This is a genomic window from Nocardia sp. NBC_00565 (assembly GCF_036345915.1).
Lineage (GTDB): Bacteria > Actinomycetota > Actinomycetes > Mycobacteriales > Mycobacteriaceae > Nocardia.
Genome location: NZ_CP107785.1, coordinates 8,362,309 through 8,385,565, shown reverse-complemented (window position 1 = coordinate 8,385,565; position 23,257 = coordinate 8,362,309). Strand labels below are relative to the sequence as shown.

17 protein-coding genes are annotated in these 23,257 nt (G+C 66.7%); 3 read left to right on the top strand and 14 right to left on the bottom strand.

All coding sequences use genetic code 11. The features are described 5' to 3' along the window. Positions 1-149 precede the first annotated feature (149 nt). The 6 genes from purM to purF form a co-directional block, all read right to left on the bottom strand. Positions 150-1,229 carry a phosphoribosylformylglycinamidine cyclo-ligase gene (gene purM, locus OG874_RS38730; protein WP_330251998.1) on the bottom strand — a complete coding sequence of 360 codons (1,080 nt, stop codon included), beginning with the start codon at positions 1,227-1,229 and terminating at the stop codon, positions 150-152. Between the two features lie 210 nt (positions 1,230-1,439). Then, positions 1,440-3,152 carry an ABC transporter ATP-binding protein gene (locus tag OG874_RS38725; protein WP_330251997.1) on the bottom strand — a complete coding sequence of 571 codons (1,713 nt, stop codon included), beginning with the start codon at positions 3,150-3,152 and terminating at the stop codon, positions 1,440-1,442. After that, on the bottom strand, positions 3,149-4,162 hold the full coding sequence (locus OG874_RS38720) for an ABC transporter permease (RefSeq protein WP_330257605.1): 1,014 nt from the start codon (positions 4,160-4,162) through the stop codon (positions 3,149-3,151). The genes OG874_RS38725 and OG874_RS38720 overlap by 4 nt, the downstream gene beginning before the upstream one ends. A 92-nt stretch (positions 4,163-4,254) precedes the next feature. Next, positions 4,255-5,313 carry an ABC transporter permease gene (locus OG874_RS38715; RefSeq protein WP_330257604.1) on the bottom strand — a complete coding sequence of 353 codons (1,059 nt, stop codon included), beginning with the start codon at positions 5,311-5,313 and terminating at the stop codon, positions 4,255-4,257. A gap of 77 nt (positions 5,314-5,390) precedes the next feature. After that, positions 5,391-6,947 (bottom strand): ABC transporter substrate-binding protein, encoded by a 1,557-nt coding sequence (locus OG874_RS38710; RefSeq protein ID WP_330251996.1) that lies wholly within the window; start codon positions 6,945-6,947, stop codon positions 5,391-5,393. Between the two features lie 392 nt (positions 6,948-7,339). After that, complete coding sequence (purF, locus tag OG874_RS38705; protein WP_330257603.1) at positions 7,340-8,899, bottom strand: amidophosphoribosyltransferase; 1,560 nt, start codon at positions 8,897-8,899, stop codon at positions 7,340-7,342. 216 nt (positions 8,900-9,115) lie between these two features. Here purF and OG874_RS38700 point away from each other — a divergent pair, with 216 nt between their 5' ends. Together OG874_RS38700 and OG874_RS38695 are read left to right on the top strand one after the other, a co-directional pair. Next, the gene (locus OG874_RS38700) at positions 9,116-10,369 is read left to right on the top strand and encodes a YhgE/Pip domain-containing protein (RefSeq protein WP_442943471.1); all 1,254 of its coding nucleotides are present in this window, start codon (positions 9,116-9,118) and stop codon (positions 10,367-10,369) included. Positions 10,370-10,401: 32 nt separating this feature from the next. Further along, positions 10,402-11,454, top strand: coding sequence for an acyl-CoA dehydrogenase family protein (locus tag OG874_RS38695; protein WP_330251994.1), 1,053 nt, complete (start codon positions 10,402-10,404; stop codon positions 11,452-11,454). A gap of 159 nt (positions 11,455-11,613) precedes the next feature. Here OG874_RS38695 and OG874_RS38690 read toward each other — a convergent pair whose 3' ends face one another. The 6 genes from OG874_RS38690 to purL form a co-directional block, all read right to left on the bottom strand. Then, a complete protein-coding gene (locus OG874_RS38690; RefSeq protein ID WP_330251993.1) occupies positions 11,614-12,009 on the bottom strand; it encodes a sterol carrier family protein in 396 nt (131 codons plus the stop codon). Between the two features lie 136 nt (positions 12,010-12,145). Next, on the bottom strand, positions 12,146-12,361 hold the full coding sequence (locus OG874_RS38685) for a hypothetical protein (RefSeq protein ID WP_330251992.1): 216 nt from the start codon (positions 12,359-12,361) through the stop codon (positions 12,146-12,148). Between the two features lie 95 nt (positions 12,362-12,456). Next, a complete protein-coding gene (locus OG874_RS38680) occupies positions 12,457-13,059 on the bottom strand; it encodes a CPBP family intramembrane glutamic endopeptidase (protein WP_330251991.1) in 603 nt (200 codons plus the stop codon). 29 nt (positions 13,060-13,088) lie between these two features. Continuing rightward, positions 13,089-14,840 carry an alpha/beta hydrolase gene (locus OG874_RS38675; protein ID WP_330251990.1) on the bottom strand — a complete coding sequence of 584 codons (1,752 nt, stop codon included), beginning with the start codon at positions 14,838-14,840 and terminating at the stop codon, positions 13,089-13,091. 135 nt (positions 14,841-14,975) lie between these two features. Further along, on the bottom strand, positions 14,976-16,754 hold the full coding sequence (locus tag OG874_RS38670; protein WP_330251989.1) for an alpha/beta hydrolase: 1,779 nt from the start codon (positions 16,752-16,754) through the stop codon (positions 14,976-14,978). Further along, complete coding sequence (gene purL, locus OG874_RS38665; protein ID WP_330251988.1) at positions 16,751-19,045, bottom strand: phosphoribosylformylglycinamidine synthase subunit PurL; 2,295 nt, start codon at positions 19,043-19,045, stop codon at positions 16,751-16,753. Before purL ends, OG874_RS38670 begins: the two co-directional genes overlap by 4 nt. A 223-nt stretch (positions 19,046-19,268) precedes the next feature. Between purL and OG874_RS38660 the strand changes: the two genes are divergently transcribed. Beyond that, positions 19,269-20,561: a glycosyltransferase 87 family protein gene (locus tag OG874_RS38660; protein ID WP_330251987.1), complete on the top strand. Its 1,293-nt coding sequence runs from the start codon at positions 19,269-19,271 to the stop codon at positions 20,559-20,561. Between the two features lie 92 nt (positions 20,562-20,653). Here OG874_RS38660 and OG874_RS38655 read toward each other — a convergent pair whose 3' ends face one another. Together OG874_RS38655 and OG874_RS38650 are read right to left on the bottom strand one after the other, a co-directional pair. Then, positions 20,654-21,589 carry an LLM class F420-dependent oxidoreductase gene (locus OG874_RS38655; protein WP_330251986.1) on the bottom strand — a complete coding sequence of 312 codons (936 nt, stop codon included), beginning with the start codon at positions 21,587-21,589 and terminating at the stop codon, positions 20,654-20,656. Between the two features lie 131 nt (positions 21,590-21,720). Further along, entirely contained in the window at positions 21,721-23,016 is a 1,296-nt protein-coding gene (locus tag OG874_RS38650; RefSeq protein WP_330251985.1) for a M18 family aminopeptidase, read from the bottom strand. Positions 23,017-23,257 lie beyond the last annotated feature (241 nt).

The window sequence follows — 23,257 nt, the reverse complement described above, 5'->3', positions numbered from 1 at the left end:
ACCACGGAGCGAGTCTTACGAGCGACCGTTCGCGGCCCGTCTCGCGTCCGAGTCGTCGAAGCGCATGCGCCGCAGGCGCGAGTCTCGACGGCTCGGACGCGAGACATCCGGGGCCGCGAACACGCCGCGCCGCAGGCGCGGCCAAAGACTCAGAAGCGCGGGTGTTCACCCACCAGCACGGCACGCACCGCATCGGCGTCCTTGGCCTTCTTGACGGTGCCGAGGGTCCAGCAGGCGATGTGCCGCGCGGTCAGCACGGCCAGCGCCCGGTCGACATCCTCGGGCGCCACCACGGCGACCATGCCGACACCCATATTGAAGGTCTTCTCCATCTCGACCCGGTCGACCCGACCGCGCTGGGCGATCAACTTGAACACCGGCGCCGGGTTCCAGGTGCCGCGGTCCAGTTCGGCGACCATGCCCGCGGGCAGCACCCGAGCCAGGTTCGCGGCCAGTCCACCACCGGTGACGTGGGCGAAGGTGCGCACATCGGTCTCGGCGATCAGCGCGAGGCAGTCCTTGGCGTAGATCTTGGTCGGCTCCAGCAGCTCCTCGCCGAGGGTGCGGCCGAACTCCTCGACGTGCCCGGTCAGCGACATCCGGTCGATATCGAGCAGCACCCTGCGAGCCAGGCTGTAGCCGTTGGAGTGCAGACCCGAGGAGCCCATGGCGATCACCACATCGCCGGGGCGCACCCGGTCCGGACCGAGTACCGAATCGGCCTCGACCACGCCGACACCGGTCGCGGACAGGTCGTAGTCGTCTGGATCCATCAGGCCGGGGTGTTCGGCGGTCTCGCCACCGAGCAGCGCGCAGCCCGCCCGCACACAGCCCTCGGCGATGCCGGAGACCAGCTCGGCCACCTTCTCCGGGATGACCTTGCCGATGGCGATGTAGTCCTGCAGGAACAGCGGTTCGGCGCCGCAAACCACCAGATCGTCCACCACCATCGCGACCAGGTCGAGGCCGACGGTGTCGTGTTTGTCCATCGCCTGCGCGACCGCGATCTTGGTGCCGACCCCGTCGGTGGAGGCCGCGAGCAGGGGCTCGCGGTAGCCACTCTTGAGCGCGAACAGTCCGGCGAATCCGCCGAGCCCACCCTGGACCTCGGGTCGGCTGGCCTTCTTCGCCAATGGTCCGAACAACTCGACTGCGCGGTCACCTGCCGCGATGTCCACGCCTGCCGCGGCGTACGAGGCACCGGCACCACTGGGGGTCTGTTCAGTCATTTTCGGGGAGAGCTCCAAACCGAATCGGCGGATAGATGCCAGCTCACGCTACCGGAACCGGATAACAAGCTTGCAGCGGAGTTGGTGCAGTACCGCCGCCGCCAGTACAAAAGCGACGACTGATTTCGTAGGTACATGGGTAACTCACCGGGCCCGCCCAGAAGGTGTCACCCACCCAACCGCCGGCCCAGTGACCAAGTCTCCCGGCACTTACGACGGGCCGAAGTCCGGGGGCGGCGGGGGAGCCGGCTCAGTGGCGAATAACGCCGCGGACTCGGCGCGACGGCGGCGCTGCTCCACCGGATCGGGCACCGGGACCGCGGCCACCAGGCGCTGGGTGTATTCCTCCTGCGGGTTGCGCAGGATGCGATCGCGATCGCCCTGCTCGACCACCGCGCCGTCCCGCAGTACGACGATCCGGTCGGCCAGCTGGTCGACGACCGCCAGATCGTGGCTGATGAACAGGCACGCCCAGCCGCATTCCTGCTGCAACTTGCCGAACAGCTCCAGCACCGCCGCCTGTACCGAGACATCCAGCGCACTGGTCGGTTCGTCGGCCACCAGCAGGTCCGGATCCAACGCCAACGCGCGGGCCAGGCTCGCGCGCTGACGCTGGCCGCCGGACAGTTCGTGCGGATAGCGGCGCTCGGTGCCCGCGGGCAGCTGCACGTCATCGAGCAGATGGCGCACGCGCGCGCGGATCTCCGCGGAGCTGCCGGTCTTGTGCACGATGAGCGGTTCCGCAACGCAGTCGCCCACGGTGAGCCGCGGGTTCAGCGAACTGGCCGGGTCCTGGAAGACGAACCCGAAGCGGCGGCGGATCGGCCGCAGCTGCCGTTGCGACAGATCCGCGATGTCCTGCCCGCGCACCTTGACGATCCCCGAGGTCGGCCGCTGCAGTGCGGCGACGCAGCGGCCGATGGTCGACTTGCCCGAGCCGGATTCACCGACCAGTCCGAGGGTTTCACCGGGCCGAATGGACAGACTCACGTTGTCCACCGCACGGAACGGCGGGCGGCCGAACGGTCCCGGGAACTGGACGACCAGATCGCAGACCTCGAGTACCGGTTCGGCGGTGGCGACCTCTTTGCCTGTGCCGTGCTCGAGCTGTTCGGTGCCCAGATGCGGTACGGCCGCGAGCAGTTTGCGGGTGTACTCCTGCGTCGGCTGGGCGAATAACTCGTCCACCGGCGCCTGCTCGACCACCTTGCCGTCACGCATCACCACCACCCGGTCGGCGATATCGGCGACCACACCCATGTTGTGTGTGATCAGCACGATGGCGCTGCCGATGCGATCGCGCAGATCGCGCAGCAGTTCCAGGATTTCGGCCTGCACGGTGACATCGAGTGCGGTGGTCGGTTCGTCGGCGATGATCACCTTCGGCTCGCACGAAATGGCGATCGCGATCATCACGCGCTGTTTCTGTCCGCCGGAGAGCTGGTGTGGGTAGTAATCCACCCGATGCTCCGGATCTGGCAGGCCGACCATGCGCAGCAGTTCGATCGCGCGGGCCTTCGCGGCCTTGCGGCTCATATCGCTGTGCGCGCGCAGCGCCTCGACGATCTGATAGCCGACCGTGAACAGCGGATCGAGCGCCCGGCCCGGCTCCTGGAAGATCATCGAGATCGCGCCGCCGCGCAGCGCGGTCAGCTGCCGCTCGCTCATCGAGGTGACCTTGTCGGCGCCGAGGGTGACCAGACCCTCGACCCGCGCGGTATTCGGCAGTAGCCCGATCGCGGTGCGCGAGCTCACCGATTTACCCGAGCCGGACTCGCCGACAATGGCCAGCACCTCGCCCGGGAACACCTCGTAGGACACATTGCTGACCGCGTACACGGGCCCGGCGTCGGTGGCGAAGGTGACCGACAGTGCTTCGATGGACAGCGCCGGGCGCTTCGTCTCGGCTACCGCTTCCGTCATTGCGATACTCCTTCCCCTGTTGGGCCGTCTTTGTCCGTGGTGCTGTCGTTTTCGACCAGATCCAGTTCGGCGGCGGTGAGTTCCGATGCGGGAACGTCCTTTTCGAGGACGGCCACGCTATCGCTGGCGACGGTGGCCGGACTCAAGGCCCGGCGGGTGCGCAGCAGCGGGTTGAGGACCTCGTTGAGGCTCTCACCGACCAGGGTCAGGCCGAGCACCACCAGGACGATGGCGGTACCGGGGAAGATGCCGGTCCACCAGATGCCGTTGGAGACATCGGAGAGCGCCTTATTGAGGTCATAGCCCCATTCGGCGGCCTGGGTCGGCTCGATACCGAAGCCGAGGAAGCCGAGCGCGGCCAGCGTCAGGATGGCGTCGCCGCCGTTGAGCGTGATGATCACCGGCAGCGACTGGGTGACGTTGGCGAAGATGTGCCGGAACAGAATTCGCACGGTGGACGCACCGGTAACCCGGGCCGCGTCCACATAGGGTTCCTGTTTCACCGCGACGGTGGCATTGCGCACCACCCGGAAGTATTGCGGCACATAGATTGCCGTGATCGCCACCGCCGCGGACAGCACGCCGCCGAAGCTGCTGGACTGACCGCCCGCCACCACGATGGAGACGACGATGGCAAGCAGCAGTGTCGGAAAGGCGTAGATGGCGTCCATGAACAGCACCAGCACCCGGTCCACCCAGCGCCCCAGATACCCGGACACCAAACCCAGTGGCACACCGACACATAACGACAGCACCAGTGAGATCGCGATGACCCACAGCGCGGTCCGCGCACCGTAGATCACCCGGGAGAACACATCCTCCCCGCGCACCGAGGTGCCGAACCAGTGCTGCGCCGACGGCGCCTGCTGCCGCACGAAATCGACACCGTCGCTGGCGCTCTGGGCGAAACCGTAGGGCGCGATCAGCGGTGCGAAGACGGCGATCACCACGAACAGCGCGACCAGACCGACGCCGAGCAGCAGCGTCACCCGTTGCACGCCCGCGGTCATCGAGAACAGCCGCAGGCCGGGAATCCGCCGCCGCACCGACGGCGGTACCGGCGGCACGACGAGCGGCTCGTTGGCCAGTTCCGGAGCGGTCATCAGAACCTCACTCTCGGATCGATCAGCGCGACGATGGCGTCGACCACGAAACTCATGGCGGCGACGATCAGCGCGACGAATGCGACAATCCCTTGCACCGCAACGAAATCGCGGGCTTGGAGATACTGGGCGAGCTGGTAGCCGAGGCCCTTCCACTCGAAGGTGGTCTCGGTGAGTACCGCGCCGCTCAGCGACATCGCGATGTACATGCCCATCACGGTGATGATCGGAATCAGCGCATTGCGCACGGCATGTCGCCCGGTCACCACGCGCGCGGACAACCCGCGCGCCCGCGCCGCCTCGACATAATCGCTGCGCAGCGTCTGAATCAGATTGACCCGCACCAGCCGCAGGAAGATGCCCGCTGTCAAGAGCCCGAGCGCGATCGCCGGCAGCACAGCGTGTTCCAGCACATCCCACACATAACCGGTGTCGCCGTACAGGATCGCGTCGATGATCATGACGTTTGTCTTCGGCGAGACATGCTGCAGATCCAACTCGACATTGGTACTGGCCCGGCCCGCGACCGGCAGCCAGCCCAGCTTCACCGCGAAGACCAGCTTCAGCAGCAGGCCGACGAAGAACACCGGCGCCGCGTAGGCCAGCACCGCGAACAAACGCAGCCCGACATCGGCGGCCGAATCACGGTGCGTCGCAGCGTATCTGCCCAGCGGCACGCCGATCGCGAAGGCCACGACCAGCGCCCAGAACACCAGCTCCAGGGTGGCCGCACCATAGGTGGTGACCACCTCGCTGATCGCCCGATTATCTTGGGACCGGCCGAAATCCCCGTGCAACAGCCCGGAGATGTAGTCCCAGTACTGTGACAGGATCGGCCGGTTCAGCCCGGCTGCCTCCTTGCGCGCCTCGATCTGATCCGGTGGGAGCCGTCCGCCCATGGCCGCGCTGATCGGATCGCCGACCACGCGCATCAGGAAGAAGACGACCGTCACCAGAATCCACGCGGTCGGAATGATCAGCAGCAGCCGAATGAACAAGTAGCGCAACAGGGCGAGCTGGCGGGAGTCACCGCCGCCGAATTTACCGAATTGCGGCATGCCGAATCGCCGGGCCCGAGCCGGGGCCGTCTCCTCCTCGGAGACGGCGACGGACTCGGCCCCGGCTACATCCGAAGTCACTTGCTCAGCACCGTATAGCGGAACTTGGTCGACGGGTCGAGGGTCGACTCGACCCCCTGGACACTCTTACCCGCGACCGCGATCTGCTTGCCGGACAACAACGGAATGATCGACAGGTGGTTCTGCGCGAGATCACGCTGTACCTGCTCGATGAGCGCGATCCGCCGTTCGGTGTTCGGCTCGGTCACCTCCGCGTTCAGCTGCGAGGTGATCGATGGCACCTCGAAGTGGTTCTGCAGGAAGTTGTTCGGCCCGAAGAACGGGGTCAGGTAGTCGTCCGCGTCCGGGTAGTCCGGGAACCAGCCCATTTGGTAGACCGGGTAGCCGTCGCGGGCGCGTTCCTTCTGGTAGGTCACCCATTCGGTGGACTGCAGGTTGATCTTGAACAGTCCGGTCGCCTCCAGCTGGCTCTTGACCGCCGCGTACTCCTCGGAGCTGGTGCTGCCGTAGTGGTCCGGGTTGTACTGCAGATTGATCTCGACCGGTGTCGCGACGCCGGCGTCGGCCAGGAACTTGGCCGCCTTATCCTTACTCGGCTTCGCGCCGTAGATATCCTTGAACGGCTCGACCGCGCCCGGGAAACCCTGCGGCACAGACGAATACGCGGGCTGGTAGGTGCCCTTGTAGACGTTGGCGGACAGCGCGTCGCGGTCGATCGACGAAGCGACGGCCTTGCGGACGGCCAGCTTCTGGTCGGGAGTACCGCCGGGCATCGTGTTCAGATTGAATACGATGTAGCGCAGCTCGCCACCGAGGCCGGTGTGGATGGTCACCTTATCGCTCTTGCCGAGCGAATCCAGATCGGTCGGCGTCAGACTCCGGTAGGCGACGTCGATACTGCCGTTCTGGATATCCAGTTTCAGGTTGTCGGCGCTGGCGTAGTACTTCGCCGAGACGGTGTCGGTCTTCGGCTTGCCGAGCAGACCGCTGTAGTCAGGGTTCGCCTTGTACTCGACCAGCTTGTTCTTGTCGTAGCTAGCGATCGTGTAGGGGCCGGAGTAACCCTTCGCCTTGACGACATCCCCATCGTCGGCGATCTTGTCGGCGGGGAAGACCTTCTCGTCCACGATCGGACCGGCCTGAGTCGGCAGGATCGCCGGGAAGGTCTGATCGTTGGCGAGCTTGAGCGTGAACGCGACGGTGGTCTCGTTGACGGCATCGGTCTTGTCCAGATTGCCCAGCAGCGAGGCGGGCCCGTTCGGATCGTTGATCTTCAGCATCCGGTCGAAGGAGAACTTGACGCTGGTCGCGGTCAACGGATTCCCGTTGGCGAACTTCAGCCCCTTCTTCAGCGTGCACGTGTACACGGTGGGGGTGGTGAACTCGCACTTCTCCGCCGCATCCGGCTTCGGCGTCGTCTCACCGGGTCCGAAATTCAGCACATGCTGATAGATCTGTGTCTCGGGCACATACGAACCCTGGTCATAGGCTGCGGCCGGGTCGAGCGAGAAAATCTTGTCCGTGGTGCCGATGACCAGTCCGGCCCCGTCACCACCACCGCCGGTGCGCCCCGAACCGCATCCAGCGATCGCGGAGACGGCCAATGCCGCCATCCCGACGGCCGCGATTCGTCGCGTCCGATCCCTTCGCCCAGGCTTCCTTGAAACCAACATCAGGCCCCACTTCTCGAGCGCGCCACACCGCGTGTTCTGGATCACAGGACCGCGGCGGACGCGGTGAACTTCCGATATGTCGGGCACCGTACCCACGATCCATTTCTGGGATGTTGCGTTTTCAAAGAAAAAATCACGGGGGTGTTAGCGGACGTTGCGAATGGCGCACGCCGGACACCGGATCACCGGACGAATGACCAGGTTCACCCCGAAATCGACTCGAGCCCGTCTCGAGGAGGCCACGGCACACCGGCGGACAGATCGTGCTAGGGCTCGGCCCGAACAAGATCGAACCCCCCGGCTACGGCCGAGGGGTTCGGGGTCGGATCTCGTCAGGGACGGCTCAGCGCGCTCGCATTCGCGTTCTCGCTCAACAACATTGCCTCGGACTGCCCGCTGAGCATGCCCTCCAGCACATTCTTGCCGATGGCCGCCTCGGTGGGCAGTGCGATCGGGTAGTCGCCGTCGAAGCAGGCGCAGCACAGTCGTGAGCGCGGCTGCTCGGTGGCGGCGATCATGCCGTCGGTGGAGATGTAGCCGAGGGTGTCCGCGCCGATCGAACGGCGCACACCCTCCACCATCTCGTCGAACGAACCTTCCGCGCCCGCGCCATTGGCGATCAGCTCCGCGCGCGAGGCGAAGTCGATGCCATAGAAACACGGCCACTTCACCGGCGGAGAGGCAATCCGCACGTGGATCTCCAGCGCGCCCGCCTCGCGCAGCATCCGGATCAGCGCGCGCTGGGTATTGCCGCGCACGATGGAGTCATCCACCACGATCAGCCGCTTGCCGCGGATCACCTCGCGCAGCGGATTCAGCTTGAGCCGGATACCGAGCTGGCGGATGGTCTGGCTCGGTTGGATGAACGTGCGCCCGACGTAGGCGTTCTTCATCAGGCCCTGTCCGTAGGGCACGCCCGAGCCCTGGGCATAACCGACCGCGGCGGGGGTACCGGATTCCGGCACCGGGATCACCAGATCGGCCTCGACCGGATGCTCCTTGGCCAGGCGACGACCGATCTCCACCCGGGTGGCGTGCACCGAGCGACCGGAGATGGTGCTGTCGGGCCGGGCCAGGTAGACGAATTCGAAGACGCAGCCCTTGGGTTCGGGATTGGCGAAGCGCATCGACCGCACACCGTCGGCGTCGATCGCCAGCAGTTCGCCCGGCTCGATCTCCCGGACGAAGGCCGCGCCGACGATATCCAATGCGGCGGTCTCACTGGCTACGACCCAGCCACGATCGAGCCGACCGAGGCACAGCGGGCGCACACCGTGCGGATCGCGCGCGGCGTAGAGGGTGTGCTCGTCCATGAAGGTCAGGCAGAACGCGCCCTTCAGCGTCGGCAACAGCTTCATGGCCGCCTGCTCGATGCTCGAATCCGCGGACGCGTGCGCCAGCAGCGCGGTCATCACATCGGAGTCCGAGGTAGCGGTGATCGGCGCCGGGCGTCCACCCGAAACCGGCGCCGCGCCGATCAGTCCGAGTTCGCGTGCGCGCGCGCTCAATTCGGCGGTGTTCACCAGATTTCCGTTGTGGCCCAAGGCAAGTCCGGAGCCGACGGAGGTGGTGCGGAAGATCGGCTGCGCGTTCTCCCAGGTGGTGGAGCCGGTGGTGGAGTAGCGGCAGTGACCGATGGCGATATGGCCCGGCATCGCGGCCAGCGTCTGTTCGTCGAATACCTGGCTGACCAGGCCGAGATCCTTGAAGACCAGAATTTGCGAACCATCGGAGACGGCGATGCCTGCCGCTTCCTGGCCGCGGTGTTGCAGCGCATACAAGCCGTAGTACGTGAGCTTGGCCACGTCCTCGCTAGGCGCCCAGACTCCGAACACACCGCACTCTTCGCGCGGTTCGTTCTCGACCTGATCGGGGGTAGTTTCGACCGGCATTTCGGCGTTGGTCACCGTTTGCTCCCTGTTCGGGCGGGCTGGGGGCAATGGCCATTCTACGGGTGAATCATCCGGCGCGATCACCGCCACCGCCTCGGCATAGCAATCGCCGAGCGACGCTGCCGTTTTTCGCCGCGGCGCGGTGCTACCGTGCCTGCCGTGACGACGACGGACAGCGCGCGAGCCGGTGGGTCGGACAGGCGGTTGACCCTGCGCATGTGGTTGGCCCCGATCGCGGTACTGACGGTGTTCATGGCGTTGCTCGGCACGATGTATCTGGCTTACGTCGTCGATCCGGAGAAGAACCTGCACGACTTCCCGATGGCGCTGGTGAACCAGGACGTCGGTGACACCGTCAACGGGCAGCAGGTCGATTTCGGCGACCAGATCACCGAGGCGCTGCGACACGGCATCCCGGCGGACAAGGTCGATCTACAGGTACTCGGTATCAACGAGGCCCAGCTGAAAATGCAATCCGGCGCGGTCTACGGGACCATCCTCATCCCCAGTGATTTCAGTAAGCGTCTCGGCATCCTCGGCGTGGGCAGTGTGCTTCCCGGCGATATCCAGCGTCCGACGCTCATGCTGCAGACCAATCCGCGCAGTGGCCCATTCGCCACCCAGATCGTCACGACCATCGGCACCAAGGCGCTGACCCAGGTGAACGAGCAGGTCGGCAAGCAGTTGACCGACCAGGTGCGAACACAGCTGACACCGCCCGGCGGTGGGTCCGCGCCCGAACTGACCGGCGCGACCCGGGTGGCGCTCGCGGATCCGGTGCAGATCCTCATCCAGCCGTTCCGTCCCCTGCCCTCGGGGACCGGACAGGGCCTGACCGCGTTCTTCTACGCGCTGCTGCTCCTGCTCGCCGGACTGGTCGGTTCGATGATCATCCACACCATGATCGATGCGGCGCTCGGATTCGTGCCCACGGAATATGGACCGTGGTACGTGCACTTCCCCGCCACCCCGATCTCGCGGTTCAACACGCTGCTGATCAAGTGGGGTGTCATGGTCATCACGGCGAATATCGTCGCCGGCGTATTCCTCGGAGTCGCACATTTGCTCGATATGCCGCTCGATCATCCACTCGGGCTGTTCATCTACAGCGCGTTCGCCATCATCGCGGTCGGGATCACCGGACTGTCCATCCTCGCGGCGGTCGGCTCGGCGGGGCTGCTGATCAACCTGATCCTGTTCATCATCCTCGGCCTGCCCTCCTCGGGCGGGACGGTGCCGATCGAGGCGACGCCCGAATATCTGGCCTGGCTGGCGAAATTCGAGCCGATGCACCAGGTGTTCGTCGGTGTGCGGTCGATCCTCTACTTCGACGCGGACTACCAGGCGGGGCTGTCGCGTGGAGTGTGGATGGCGGTGCTCGGGCTCGCGATCGGACTTGTACTCGGCACGTTCATCACGCGGTACTACGACTACAAGCGGTTGCAACGGTGGGACCCGTCCCGAGCCTGACGGGCCATCGGGCATGCACCAAGATGGTTCGTGTGAATTCCTGGATCGAACGCGCGCAGTATTTGGCCGACGAGGTATTCGCACCGGCGGCCGATGCGGTCGACCGCGAGGGCCGGATTCCGGGTGCGCACTTCGACCTGCTCGCCGAGTACGGGTTCTACGGCGCGACCATGAGTGCAGCATCGCGCAGCGATTCGATGAGGGGTGGTGGCCGGGAGACGGGTCGGGCCGATGTGGATATCAGTACCTTTACCCAGGTCGGCGAGATCCTGGTGGCCGGATGCCTGACGACGACCTTCGTCTGGGCGCAGCATCTCGGGGTCGCGCGGCGGGTCGCCAACTCACCGAATCTCGAACTGCGGGAACGACTTACCGAGGACCTGCGGCACGGCCGGGTGCGGGCGGGCGTCACGTACGCGGGCGCGAACGATCAGCCGGGGTTGACCGCGCACCGGGTCGAGGGCGGATATGTGCTCGACGGGACCGCGCCATTCGTCACCGGATGGGGCCTGGTCGACATCATCGGGGTGATGGCGCGCGCTGCCGATGACGAGAACGCACTGATCAGCGTGCTGGTGCCCGCCGAATCCGGACCCGCCGTGCACGCCGAACCGCTTCCGTTGATCGCGGCCGATGCGAGCAATACCGTGACGCTCACCGTCGACGGCCTCATGGTTCCCGATTCCGCCGTGGAGAACCGGATTTCGCTGCGCAACTTCCACGCGACGTTCATCCTGGCCGCCTGGCGCAACGGTGCGCTCGCGCTCGGTCTGGTGCGGCGCTGTCTCGGCGAACTGGCCGACCTCGGCGTCGACACCACCGCGCTGGCCGCCGAATCCGCGCGCATCCGAACCGAACTCGACGACGCGCTCAGCGGACAGTCGGATATCTACGTGGCCCGCGCCCGCGCCTCCGAACTCGCGGTCCGCGCGGCGGCCGCGCTGGTGACGGCCATCGGCAGCGCGGCCGTCACGCGCGGCAACCGTGCCGAACGGTCACTGCGCGAGGCGACGTTCACCCTGGTCTTCGGTTCCCGCCCGGCGATCAGAACCGCCCTGCTGGACCGGCTGACCCGAACACCCTGACGAATCGCTAGCCGACGCCGGCGCTCGACCGAATAATCGTCGAGCCGGCCGAGGTTGCGGACGAGGTTGCGGCCCCAGACCGAAAGCGCCTCGCGTCCGGAATTCCAGATGATGTCCTGCCGGTCGGAGCGGACCAGGTCCTCCGCACGACAACAACCGTCAATCGGCGCTCGTGCGTGCGATCGGCAGCCAATGCGCGACCTCGCCGGCCCGGCTGCCGGACGCGGTCACCGAACCCGCCGCCTCGGCCGCCGCGAAATCGAGCAGACCGGTAGCCAGCAGCAGCCAGGTGCGCGGGTCGGTCTCCACTACGTTCGGCGGTGTGCCCCTGGTGTGCCGCGGGCCTTCGATGCACTGGACCGCCACGAACGGCGGCACCCGCACCTCGACCGAATGCCCCGGGGCCGAGGCGGCGAGGGTGCGGGCAGTCGTACGCACCGCGGCGGCGAGGTCGGTGCGGGCGGGTGCCGGTGCCGACTCGTCGTGCAGCCAGTCGCTGACCGCGGCGACCGCCGCTCGTAGTTCCGCTGGGTTCACGGTTGTTCGTCCCGCCACGGTGCCGAGGTTACTGCGGGGCGGTGACAGGGCCGACATAGCGCGCGCGATCGGCCTCAGCGCCCATTCCCTGCCGGAATCCGCGGGGTGAATCCGGAAGGAATGGGCGCTGAGGCCGGGCCGGGCCGACCTACGATCAGCCGCCCACGGCCGCTGAGGCGGAAACGCTTGCCGGTGTGGCCTGCTTCGGGGCGGCGCGCATGCCGATGTAGACGTATTCGGCACCCTTCAGGGTGGTGAAGACGACGGGCATGTAGGCCGCACTGAACGACGGGCCCGCACCGGAGGCGGCCCATACCGTGTCGGTCACCGGGGTCAGCTCCATATCCAGCGGCGGGGACATGTCCTTCATGTCATCGCGCATGCCGTACGCAAGTGCGCACGCCGTATCGGCGGACGGGTGTACCGAGTGCCCACGACCAGGGCTAGGTGATCAGAGCGAGGCGATCAGGCCGGACGACGAAGCCGTGCGGCGAGGCGAGGAGCGAGGGCGCCGCCCACGTTCAGGGCGAGGTGCAGTAAGGCAGGAGCGGCGGCGCTCTCGGTGCGGCTGCGCAGCAGGCCGAATACCAGACCGGCGAGAGTGGTCGCGGCGACCGAGGCGGGGACGCTGTCGCCCGCCGCGCGCGCCGGTTGGATATGCCACAGGCCGAAGGTCGCGGCACCGAGCACCGCGCCGCGGCGTGGTCCGAAGGTGTTGTCCAGCAATGGGTCCAGCGCTGCCCGGAAGACGAGTTCTTCGCTGTAGACGGTGCCGATCGGGATGTGGACGGTGACCCACTCGACGAACGGGACATCCGGCGCGCGGTCGGACAACTCGGACATGCGGTTTCGCACTGCCGGAATGGCAAGGGCCGCAGTGTAACCGGCGGTGATCACGCTCGCGGAGACGAGTCCGTAGCGGAAGCCGCGGGCGGACAACCAGTTCGGTCGGCCGCCGAACGCCAGCGCGTAGCCGGTGGCGAATCCGGCGTTGGCGGCGGTGCGGGCGCGCATATCCAGGTCTAGGCGCGGTAAGAGCCAATTACTCCAGGCCACTGGAATACCCATGGCAACAGCAGTTTTCAGTCCGACGCGCATTACTTGATCTCGCGCTCGTAGTCCTCGGCGGCCTCGATTTGGGCCCGGATCCTATCGGCTTGCTCGACGGTCCAGTCCGGGGGCGCGGCCACCGCGATCCAGCCATCGAGGACCAGGCTGCCGTAGCGGTGGCCGTGGCCGTCGGCGACGCCCTGGGCGTTGGTGAGATCACAGGTGACCTGCCAGAAGGTGACGAAGGGCCACCAGCGCATCTGGGCGGTGACGTCGGAACCGCGCGGCTCGGAGAGCCAATCCGGTTGGGAGAAGATCAGATCCGAGGACCACCAGACGACCGGGTCGGAGGCGTGTTGCAGATAGGCGATGCGCGGGGCCCGCCATTCGGTCGATGGACGCGCGAGATCGGCACTGTCGGAAGCGAATCGGACCACCAGGCCGTCCGCGTAGACCGGCTCCACCTCCCGCGATCCGGGATCGCGCCGCGAAACGAATTGCTCCCACAGTCGATTCGAATTCGGCGGGCCGACCCACAGCGCGCCATCGACCTTCGAACGCAGATCGGCCAGCCCGTCGAAGGCCGCTTCCGAGCCCTGCGATCCCAGACTCTCGCCGTAGACGAGCAACTTCGGCCGTGCACCGTCCGGCCGTGCCGACCAATGCTCGTACACCGCGTCGAAGAGCTGCTTACCCGCGTCCGAGGCCTTGCCGCGGTCCGCGAGGAACGACAGCACACTGGGCAGATACGAGTATTGCGAGGCGACGGTCGCGGTATCGCCGCCGTACATGTACTCGATGGCACCGGCCGCCATCGAATTCACCCAACCGGTACCGGTGGTGGTGACCACGACCAGCACCTTTCGATCGAACGCGCCCGTGCGCTCCAGTTCGGAGACCGCGAGTTCGGCCCGCGCCTCGCCGCTCTGCGCCGACTCCAGGCCCACATAGGCCCGGATCGGCTCGCGCGCGGATTTGCCGGTGATCGAGGTGATCCGGGCGGCGGACGGCCCGTGCGAGACGAACCAGCGGCCCTCGAAACCGAGCGAATCCCATTTCGCCAGCGAGGCCGGACTGCCCGAGCGCTCGGGCTGCACGGGCTGGATCGCATTCTGCGAGGTGTGATCGTTCTGCACGCTGAACGCCGAATTCGCCACCGCGAAGAAGGCACGCGAGGCCACACCGTTGAACAGGGTGACGGTCAGGATCACCAGGACCAGGAATCCGGCCGAGGGCGCCAACTCACGCGGCACCCGGACCCAGCGGTTGAGCTGGCGGGCCAGGAACCGGATGGTCTCGCGCAGCGTCCGATACGCCGCGACCAACGCAGCGCCCACCGCGACGCTCAGCAAGCCGGTGCGCAGGTAGGCCGGTGTGGTGGTGCCCTCCATCCCCATCAACGCGGTGATCTCGCGCTGCCAACGGGCCGACTGCACCAGCATGACGGCCGCGGTCACGGCGGAGGTGAACAGGATGGCGGATTTCACCGCATAGCGCACCCAGGTCGGCGGCGGTGCGATCCGATCACCCAGCCGCTTGGACAACCGCGGCCGAACCCACAGCCGGAACAGCCATTCCAGTACGCAGCCGAGGCCGTAACCGAGTGCGGCATTGATGCCGCTGATCAGGCCCTGGAACAACCAGTCGCGCGGCACCAGCGACGGCGTCACCGAGAGTGCGAAGAAGATCGTCGCGAAGACCAGCCCGGCGTAGTTCAGGTCGATGATCTCCTCGGCCCGCCGCATCACGACGACGCCGCGCGCACGCAGCTTCATCAAGGTGGTGGCGGTTTCGAGCATCGGTCAGCGGGCCGGCGCGATGCCCAGATCGTTGGGGCATGGATCGGGCACGGGCGTCAACGGGGCCGTAGCGATCATCACCCGAACAGTATGCGGGTCGCGTACAGCCGTCGGGGGTGGTGCAACAGGTCGGCGTTATTTCAGCTTGTGTTCCATGGCCGATGACGCGTCCAGGTACGCACGGATCCGGTCCGCCAGATCCGCCGACCAATCCGGCGGCTGCGCGATCGCGGCCCACGCAGCCAGCACCAGCGTGCCGTAGTTGTGCCCGTGCCCGTCACTGACCCGCTGGGCATTGGGCAGATCCGCGGCGACCTGCCAGAACGTCACGATCGGATACCACGCCATCCGCGACGAGACATCGGGGCCGCGCGGCTCGCGCAGCCAATCCGGTTCGCTGAACAACAGATCCGGTGACCACCAGACCACCGGATCGGAGGCGTGCTGTAGATAGGCGATCCGGGGCGGCAGCCAGGTATCGCCCTGTTTCCACAGGTCACCGCGGCTGTCGGCGAAGCGCACCACCAGTCCGTCGGCATAGGTCGGCAGAATTTCCGGCGATCCGGGATCGCGGCGGGCGGTGAATTCGCTCCACAGCCGGTTGGAATTCGGCGGCCCGACCCACAGCACGCCGTCGGTCTTCGCCCGAAGGTCGGCCAGACCCGGGAACGCGCCTTCGGAGCCCTGTGAGCCCAGGCTCTCACCGTAGACGAGCAGCTTCGGCCGGGTCTGCTTCGGACGCACCGACCAGTGCTCATAGACCTTGTCGAAGACCAGTTTTCCCATCCGGGTGGCCTTTTCCTTATCCGAAAGGAACGACAGCACACTCGGTAGATACGAATACTGGGTCGCGGCGATCGCGGTATCGCCGCCGTACATCAGCTCGATGGATTCGGCGCTGGTCGAATCGACCCAGCCGGTGCCCGTTGTCGTCACGACCACCAGCACCTTGCGTTCGAACGCGCCGGTGCGTTCCAGCTCGGCCGCGATCAGCTCTGCCTGCGCCTCGGGACCGTCGGCCGATTCCAACCCCGCATAGACCCGAATGGGTTCGCGCGCGGGCTTTCCGGTGACCCGCGCGATATCAGCTGCGGTCGGCACGAAAGATACGAACCAGCGGCCCTCGGAGCCGAGGGTGTCCCAGGCCGCCAGCGAGTTCGGGCTGCCGGAACGCTCGGGCAGTTGCGGCTGCACGGCATTCGGCGAAGTGTGACTGTTGCGCACGCTGAAGGCCGAATTCGCCACGTCGAAAAACACTTTGGTCAGTACACCGTTGAACAGCAGCACCGCCGCGACGACCACGACCAGAAACCCGACCGGTACGGCCAGTTGGCGCGGAAAATGGGCCCGCTTGATCAGCTCGAACGCGATCGAACGAACGAGCCGCCGCACGGCGCGGAACACCCCGATGGCGATCGCACCGACCAGGGCGCTCAATGCGCCGGTGCGCAGGAAGCCGGAGGTCGTGATCGGCTCCATGGCCATGAGCGCGGTGATTTCGCGCTGCCAGCGCGCCGACTCGACCAGCAGAATTACGGCGACGACGAGACAGGCCAGCACGATGGCGACCTTCACCGCACCCGACAGCCACTTGGGCCGCTTCGCCCACTGGCGCGTGACCGATGCGGGCAACTGAGCCGCCTTGCGGCGCAGCGGCTTGCGCACCCACTTGCGGTACACCCACTCGAACAGGCAGCCGACGCCGTAGCCGATAGCGGCGTTGATACCGCTGACCAGCCCCTCGAACAACCAATCGCGCGGCAGTAGTGAGGGGGTCAGCGACCAACCGAAGAACACCGTGGCCACGATGAGGCCGACATAGTTCGGATGGAAGAAGCGCTCGACGGCGCCGACAACCCTGCCGACGCCGTCGCGTAGACGTACCGAGACTTCCCGAGCCTCGGGCGCGCTCAAATGGCGCTGGCTCCGAACAGCTTCGGCAGCGTGCCCTCGTGCGCCGCGCGCAGTTCGTCCAGGGTGATCGAGAACTGTCCCTGCACCTCAACGGCATCCGAGCCCTGGTCGACCACTCCGATACGCGCCCACGGCAATGCCCGCGCGGTGCACATCTTGGTGAAGCGGGTCTCCTCCGAGCGCGGCACCGCGACGAGCACCCGGCCCGCCGATTCGGAGAACAGCTGCACGAACGGGTCCGCACCCTCGGGAAGCAGGATGCGGCAACCGGTTTCACCCGCCAGCGCGGCCTCGACGACGGTCTGGATCAGGCCGCCCTCCGAAAGGTCGTGCGCCGCACTGATCATGCCGTCGCGCGAACCCGAGGTCAGCACCTCGGCGAGCAGTTGCTCGCGGGCGAAGTCGACCTTCGGCGGCACGCCGCCGAGATGGTCGTGCGCGACCTGCGACCAGATCGAACCGCCGAATTCGTCGGCGGTCTCGCCGAGCAGGATCAGCGTTTCGCCCGGCTCGAGTCCGAGGCCGGTCGGGATGCGCCGGTGCACATCGTCGATGACGCCGAGCACGCCGACCACCGGGGTCGGCAGGATGGCGTCCTGGCCGGTCTGGTTGTAGAAGCTGACATTGCCGCCGGTAACCGGAATACCAAGGGCCACACAGCCGTCCGCGAGACCACGCACGGCCTGCTGGAACTGCCACATCACGCCGGGATCCTCGGGGGAACCGAAGTTGAGGCAGTTGGTGACGGCCTTCGGCGTAGCACCGGTGGTGGCCACATTGCGGTAGGCCTCGGCCAGCGCGAGCTGCGCGCCGGTGTAGGGGTCAAGCTTGGTGTAGCGGCCGGACGCGTCGGTGGCCAGCGCGATGCCGCGGCCGGTCTGCTCGTCGATCCGGATGACACCCGCGTCGGCGTGTTCGGCCAGCACGGTGTTGCCGCGGACGTAACGGTCGTACTGTTCGGTGATCCACTTGCGGCTGCACAGCTGCGGGCTGGAAATCATCTGCAGCAGGGTCGCGCGCAATTCGTCGGCCGTCTTCGGCCGCGACAGTTTGTCCGTGCTGTCCGCGATCAGCGCGTCCTGGAAATCCGGGCGCCGCACCGGGCGCTCATACACCGGGCCCTGGTGCGCGACGGTGCGCGGCGGCACGTCCACCACGGTCTCGCCGTGCCAGCTGATCACCAGCCGGTCGCCCTCGGTGACCTCACCGATCACCGTGGCCAGCACATCCCACTTGTGGCAGACGGCCATGAACGCGTCCACGTTCTCCGGCGTGACCACCGCACACATGCGCTCCTGCGATTCGCTGGAGAGCACCTCGGCCGGGGTCATGCCTTTGGCGCGCAACGGCACCTTGGTCAGGTCGATATGCATGCCGCCGTCGCCCGCTGCCGCGAGTTCGGATGTGGCACAGGACAATCCGGCGCCGCCGAGATCCTGGATGCCGACCACCAGCTTGGCGGCGTACAGCTCGAGACAGCACTCGATGAGCACCTTCTCGGTGAACGGGTCACCGACCTGGACGCTGGGCAGCTTCTTGCGGCCGGACCCGGACTCGTCACCGGAGAAGGTGTCCGAGGCCAGCACCGAGACGCCGCCGATGCCGTCGAGGCCGGTCCGCGCGCCGAACAGAATGATCTTGTTGCCCGCGCCGGAGGCGAAGGCCAGATGCAGATCCTCGACCCGCATCACACCGGCGCACAGCGCGTTAACCAACGGGTTGCCCTGATATGAGGCGTCGAAGACGGTCTCGCCGCCGATATTCGGCAGACCGAGCGAGTTGCCGTAGCCGCCGACACCGCGCACCACACCGTCGACGACGCGCCGGGTATCGGCCGCGTCCGCCGCGCCGAAGCGCAGCTGATCCATTACCGCGATGGGCCGCGCGCCCATGGCCATGATGTCGCGCACGATGCCGCCGACACCGGTGGCCGCGCCCTGATACGGCTCCACATAGGAGGGGTGGTTATGGCTCTCCACCTTGAAGGTGACCGCCCAGCCGTCACCGACATCGACCACGCCCGCGTTCTCACCGATGCCCGCGAGCATGGCGGCCTTCATCTCGTCGGTGGTGGTCTCACCGAAGTAGCGCAGATGCACCTTCGATGACTTGTACGAGCAGTGCTCGCTCCACATCACCGAATACATCGCCAGTTCGGCGTCGGTCGGCCGACGGCCGAGGATTTCCTTGATCCGCGCGTACTCGTCGTCTTTGAGACCGAGCTCCTTGTACGGCTGCGGTGCGTCGGGCGTTGCTGCGGCTGCGCTGACGGTGTCGACCTGCGGAGTCACGGAGTACCAGGGTCCTTTCGGGCCGGAGCGCGAAGCTGGGGATTCGCCCTGAAGTTTAGCTGTGGCCCGCGATGGTCAGCCGGTCGCATCGACCGGTCGTCCGGATCGCCGGTTTTCCCGGGTACGAGGGCTCACGAGATGTGACCGAGAACATGGTGTGGATCGGCGGAAATGCCCCGGGTCGGCCCACAATGCCCGAGTTCGCAACCGCTACGCTCAGGCGGTGAACGATCGATCGGGGATTGCGGATCAGGCTGAGCAGCCCGTCATCACGCCGGACACCCGACTGGAAGCCGCGTCCGCGACGCCGCCATTCTCGACATCGAACCCGCAGGTGCGCTGGCTGCTGATCGCCATCGCCCTGTTCGCCGTCTCGGTCCTCGTCTCGCTGGTGGTGCACTGGTGGAACGGTTATATCGATCTCCAGGTCTACCGCAACGGCGCACGCGTCTGGCTCGACGACGGCGAGCTCTACGGTCCGATGCCTCCGGTCGAGGGAATCGGGCTGCCGTTCACCTATCCCCCGTTGGCCGCGCTGTTCTTCGCACCGCTCGCGCTGATGCCGCTGGTGCCTGCCGAGGTGCTGGTGACCGCCACCTCGGTGCTGAGTCTCGGCATCACACTGTGGCTGGTGCTCGCGCGCCTGCGCCCCACCCTCGAGCGGCGCGGCATGCTCGCACTGGTCATCGGCGCGGTCGCGGCGGCGCAGATGTTCGAACCGGTCCGGGCGACCTTCGGCTTCGGCCAGATCAATCTGGTGCTGATGGCCGCGATCACCATGGATTGCCTTGTCCGCAAACCGATCTGGCCGCGCGGCATGCTGATCGGCATCGCGGTGTCGGTGAAGCTGATCCCGGCCGGATATCTGCTCTACTTCCTGCTGCGCCGGGACTGGAAGGCGGCGGGCACGCTGGTTGTCTCCGCGATCGCGGCGATCGGGCTCGGATTCCTGCTGTTCCCCAGTGATTCGGTCGAATACTGGTTCCACACGCTGTCCGATACCGGCCGCATCGGCCCCCCGTACTTCGCGGGCAATCAGTCGATCAAAGGTATGGCCTTCCGGCTCGGCGTCGCCGATTCGCTGGCCACCCTGATCTGGATCACGTTGTCGCTGATCGCGATTGCCCTCGCGGCAGTGTGGATGCACCGGCTGATCCAATCCGGCCAACAGGTGGCCGCGCTGATGGTGAACGCGGCCGCGATTCTGCTGGTCTCCCCGGTCTCCTGGTCGCACCACTGGGTCTGGATCGCTCCTACCCTGCTGGTCGTCGCCGACACCATCGCCCGCGGCACCCGCGATCGCCGCTTCATCGGCGCGGTCGCCGCCTGCACCGTGCTGTTCCTGATCGGCCCGCAGTGGCTGCTGCCGCATTCGAAAGACCTCGAGCTCGGCTGGGCCTGGTGGCAGCAGATCATCGGCAGCAGTTACGTATTGGCGACGCTCGCGGTGTTCGTGATCGCGGTCGCGACTTACCACCCGGCCACCGCGGACACTCCGGAGACGGCTGACGCCTAGGCGGCGTGCCGAACAACAATCGGCGGTTGTCGAATGGCTGCTGCCCGGAATCCTCAGTGCCACCACGCGACTCGCTTCGACCGACCTGCCGATCAGGTCATGTGGGGCAGGACTTCGGCGGCGATCAGGTCGAGGTGGTCGAGGTCGGACAGGTCGAGGATCTGCAGGTAGGCCCGGCCCGCGCCGATGGCCGCATACCGGCCGAGTTTGTCGACGACTTCGCCTGGCGTACCGACGAGCGCATGGGCGCGCACTTCCTCGACATCCGCCGCGTCGTAGATCTCGAGGCGGCGGCGCACTTCGGCGTCGTCCTTACCGAGGACAACCGCATGCGCCACAGACAGATCGAGTGTCGCCGGGTCACGCCCTACCTCGGCGCAGGTACTGCGGACCCGGCCGAACAGCTCCGCGGTCTCATCCAAAGTCTTGAAGCCGGCATTGAATTCGGCAGCGTACTTCGCCGCCAGCATGGGCGTGCGCCGCTTACCCGCACCGCCGACGATCACCGGCGGATGCGGCGACTGCACGGGCTTGGGCAGTGCCGGGGAATCCACGATGCGGTAGTGCTTGCCTGCGAAGTCGTAGCGCTCACCCAACGGGGTATCCCACAGCCCGGTGATCAGCTCCAATTGCTCCTCGAGCAAGTCGAACCGGCCGACCGTATCCGGGAAATCGATGCCGTAGGCCCGGTGTTCGGCCTCGAACCACCCGGCGCCCAAGCCCAATTCGACCCGGCCACCACTCATCTGATCGACCTGTGCAACAGAGATGGCGAGCACACCCGGATTACGAAAGGTCGCAGAACTCACCAGCGTGCCCAGGCGGATCCGACTGGTCTCCCGAGCCAGCCCCGCCAACGTGATCCACGAATCGGTCGGCCCGGGCAGCCCATCGGGCTCGCCCATCACCAGATAGTGATCAGAGCGGAAGAACGCATCGAACCCGCACTCCTCGCTCCGCCGCGCGACCGCGAGCAGATCGTCATACGAGGCACCCTGCTGCGGTTCGGTGAACACCCTCAGCAACATCCCGTCATCCTACCGATCAGCCGAGCGCCTGATCGACTACGAACGCCAGTGGCTGCCCACCGCCGAACGCCCAACATTGATCGCCAAGGCGATCGACAGGTTGCTCCGAGACCGCTGACCGACGCGACTTATCAGCCGACCGGCGCTGGCGTCAGGAAGGCGGCGAGTGCGGCCGCGTAGGCCGAGACGTCTTCTGCGCCCATTATTTCCCGCGCCGAATGCATCGCCAGCTGGGCCGCACCGACGTCGACAGTCGGCATGCCGGTGCGGGCGGCGGTCATCGGGCCGATGGTGGAACCGCAGGGCAGATCGGCCCGGTGCACGTAGCGCTGCAACGCCACCCCGGCCTGTGCACAGGCCAGGGCGAACGCACCCGCGCCCGCGGCATCCGTTGCGTAGCGCAGATTTTGGTTCACCTTGAGCACCGGTCCGCCATTGACCTCGATGCGGTGGGCCGGCTCGTGCCGGTCCGGGTAGTTGGGGTGCGTCGCGTGCGCCATATCACCGGAGGCGCAGACGGATCCGGCCAACGCGGCCAGATATTCGGCCCGGCCGCCGCCGCGCGACAACACAATGCGTTCCAGCACCGTCGGCAGCAGGTCGGATTGCGCGCCCCGATCGGACTGGCTGCCGACCTCCTCGTGGTCGAACATCGCCAGCACCGGAATGGCCGCACCGGGTTCGGCGATGGCCGCGAGGAACGCACTCAGTCCCGAGTAGCAGGTGCCCTGATTGTCCAGCCGCGGCGCACTGACCAGATCGCGGTCACGACCGACAAGCCGACTCGGCGCGAGGTCATGGGTCATCAGCTCCCAGCCGAGCACCTCGTACGGATCGACCTCCGCATGCTCGGCGACGAACTCGAGAAACGAGCGCGGCTGCGCGCCCAGACCCCAGATCGCATTGACGTGCCGCTGCGGGTCCAGGGTGACGCCGCGGCGATCCTCGGACAGGTGGATGGCCAGCTGCGGCACCCGCAGGATCGGTTCATCGATGCGAACCAGCCGGTCGCGCACCGCATTTCCGTCGCGCACGCTGAGCCGCCCCGATATCCCGAGTTCGCGATCCAGCCACGAGTTGAGCCACGCGCCGCCGTAGGGCTCCAGCCCGACCAACTGCCAGCCGGCCGAGGCCAGATCCGGATGCTGCTTGACCCGCAGGTTCGGACTGTCGGTATGCGCGCCGACCACCCGGAACGGCGTACCGCCCGCGGAATCGGCCGTCGCCCAGGCGACCAGGGAGCCGCCGCGCACGACGTAATGCCGGCTCGGCCCGTCCGAGGGCCACGGGGCCGACTCCGAGAGCCGGGTGAAGCCGTGCGCGTCCAGTTCCCGCGCGACCGTACGGCACACGTGAAAGGGCGAGGGCGACTCATCGATGAAGGCACACAACCCAACGGCCGTGGCAGCGGTAGTGGAAACGGGCATGCCTGCGATCCTATGCAGACCTGCGGACGAGCCCCCGAACCGCTCGGCTCAATTCCCGATCAGTTCCTGAACGTGCTCGTGCAGTCCGCGAGCACTTCGGCGCGGATGTGTAGTCGCGGCATCACCTGATTGATGACGGCGACATGTTCCCGCGTCGGGTTCGGCGCAACCGTTTCGTCGCCCATCTTCGTTCGCTTGACTATCGAACCAAACTAATTTCATGTGGAACATAACCAAGGAA

Coding starts and splice junctions, on each gene's coding strand:
- OG874_RS38685 (WP_330251992.1), bottom strand. CDS start 12,361: ATGAAGGACATGTCCCCGCCGCTGGATATGGAGCTGACCCCGGTGACC.
- purF (WP_330257603.1), bottom strand. CDS start 8,899: ATGCCGGTCGAAACTACCCCCGATCAGGTCGAGAACGAACCGCGCGAA.
- OG874_RS38650 (WP_330251985.1), bottom strand. CDS start 23,016: ATGCCCGTTTCCACTACCGCTGCCACGGCCGTTGGGTTGTGTGCCTTC.
- purM (WP_330251998.1), bottom strand. CDS start 1,229: ATGACTGAACAGACCCCCAGTGGTGCCGGTGCCTCGTACGCCGCGGCA.
- OG874_RS38725 (WP_330251997.1), bottom strand. CDS start 3,152: ATGACGGAAGCGGTAGCCGAGACGAAGCGCCCGGCGCTGTCCATCGAA.
- OG874_RS38710 (WP_330251996.1), bottom strand. CDS start 6,947: ATGGCGGCATTGGCCGTCTCCGCGATCGCTGGATGCGGTTCGGGGCGC.
- OG874_RS38715 (WP_330257604.1), bottom strand. CDS start 5,313: ATGCCGCAATTCGGTAAATTCGGCGGCGGTGACTCCCGCCAGCTCGCC.
- OG874_RS38675 (WP_330251990.1), bottom strand. CDS start 14,840: ATGCTCGAAACCGCCACCACCTTGATGAAGCTGCGTGCGCGCGGCGTC.
- OG874_RS38680 (WP_330251991.1), bottom strand. CDS start 13,059: ATGGGTATTCCAGTGGCCTGGAGTAATTGGCTCTTACCGCGCCTAGAC.
- OG874_RS38720 (WP_330257605.1), bottom strand. CDS start 4,162: ATGACCGCGGGCGTGCAACGGGTGACGCTGCTGCTCGGCGTCGGTCTG.
- OG874_RS38700 (WP_442943471.1), top strand. CDS start 9,116: ATGTGGTTGGCCCCGATCGCGGTACTGACGGTGTTCATGGCGTTGCTC.
- OG874_RS38655 (WP_330251986.1), bottom strand. CDS start 21,589: ATGTTGCTGAGGGTGTTCACCGAACCGCAGCAGGGTGCCTCGTATGAC.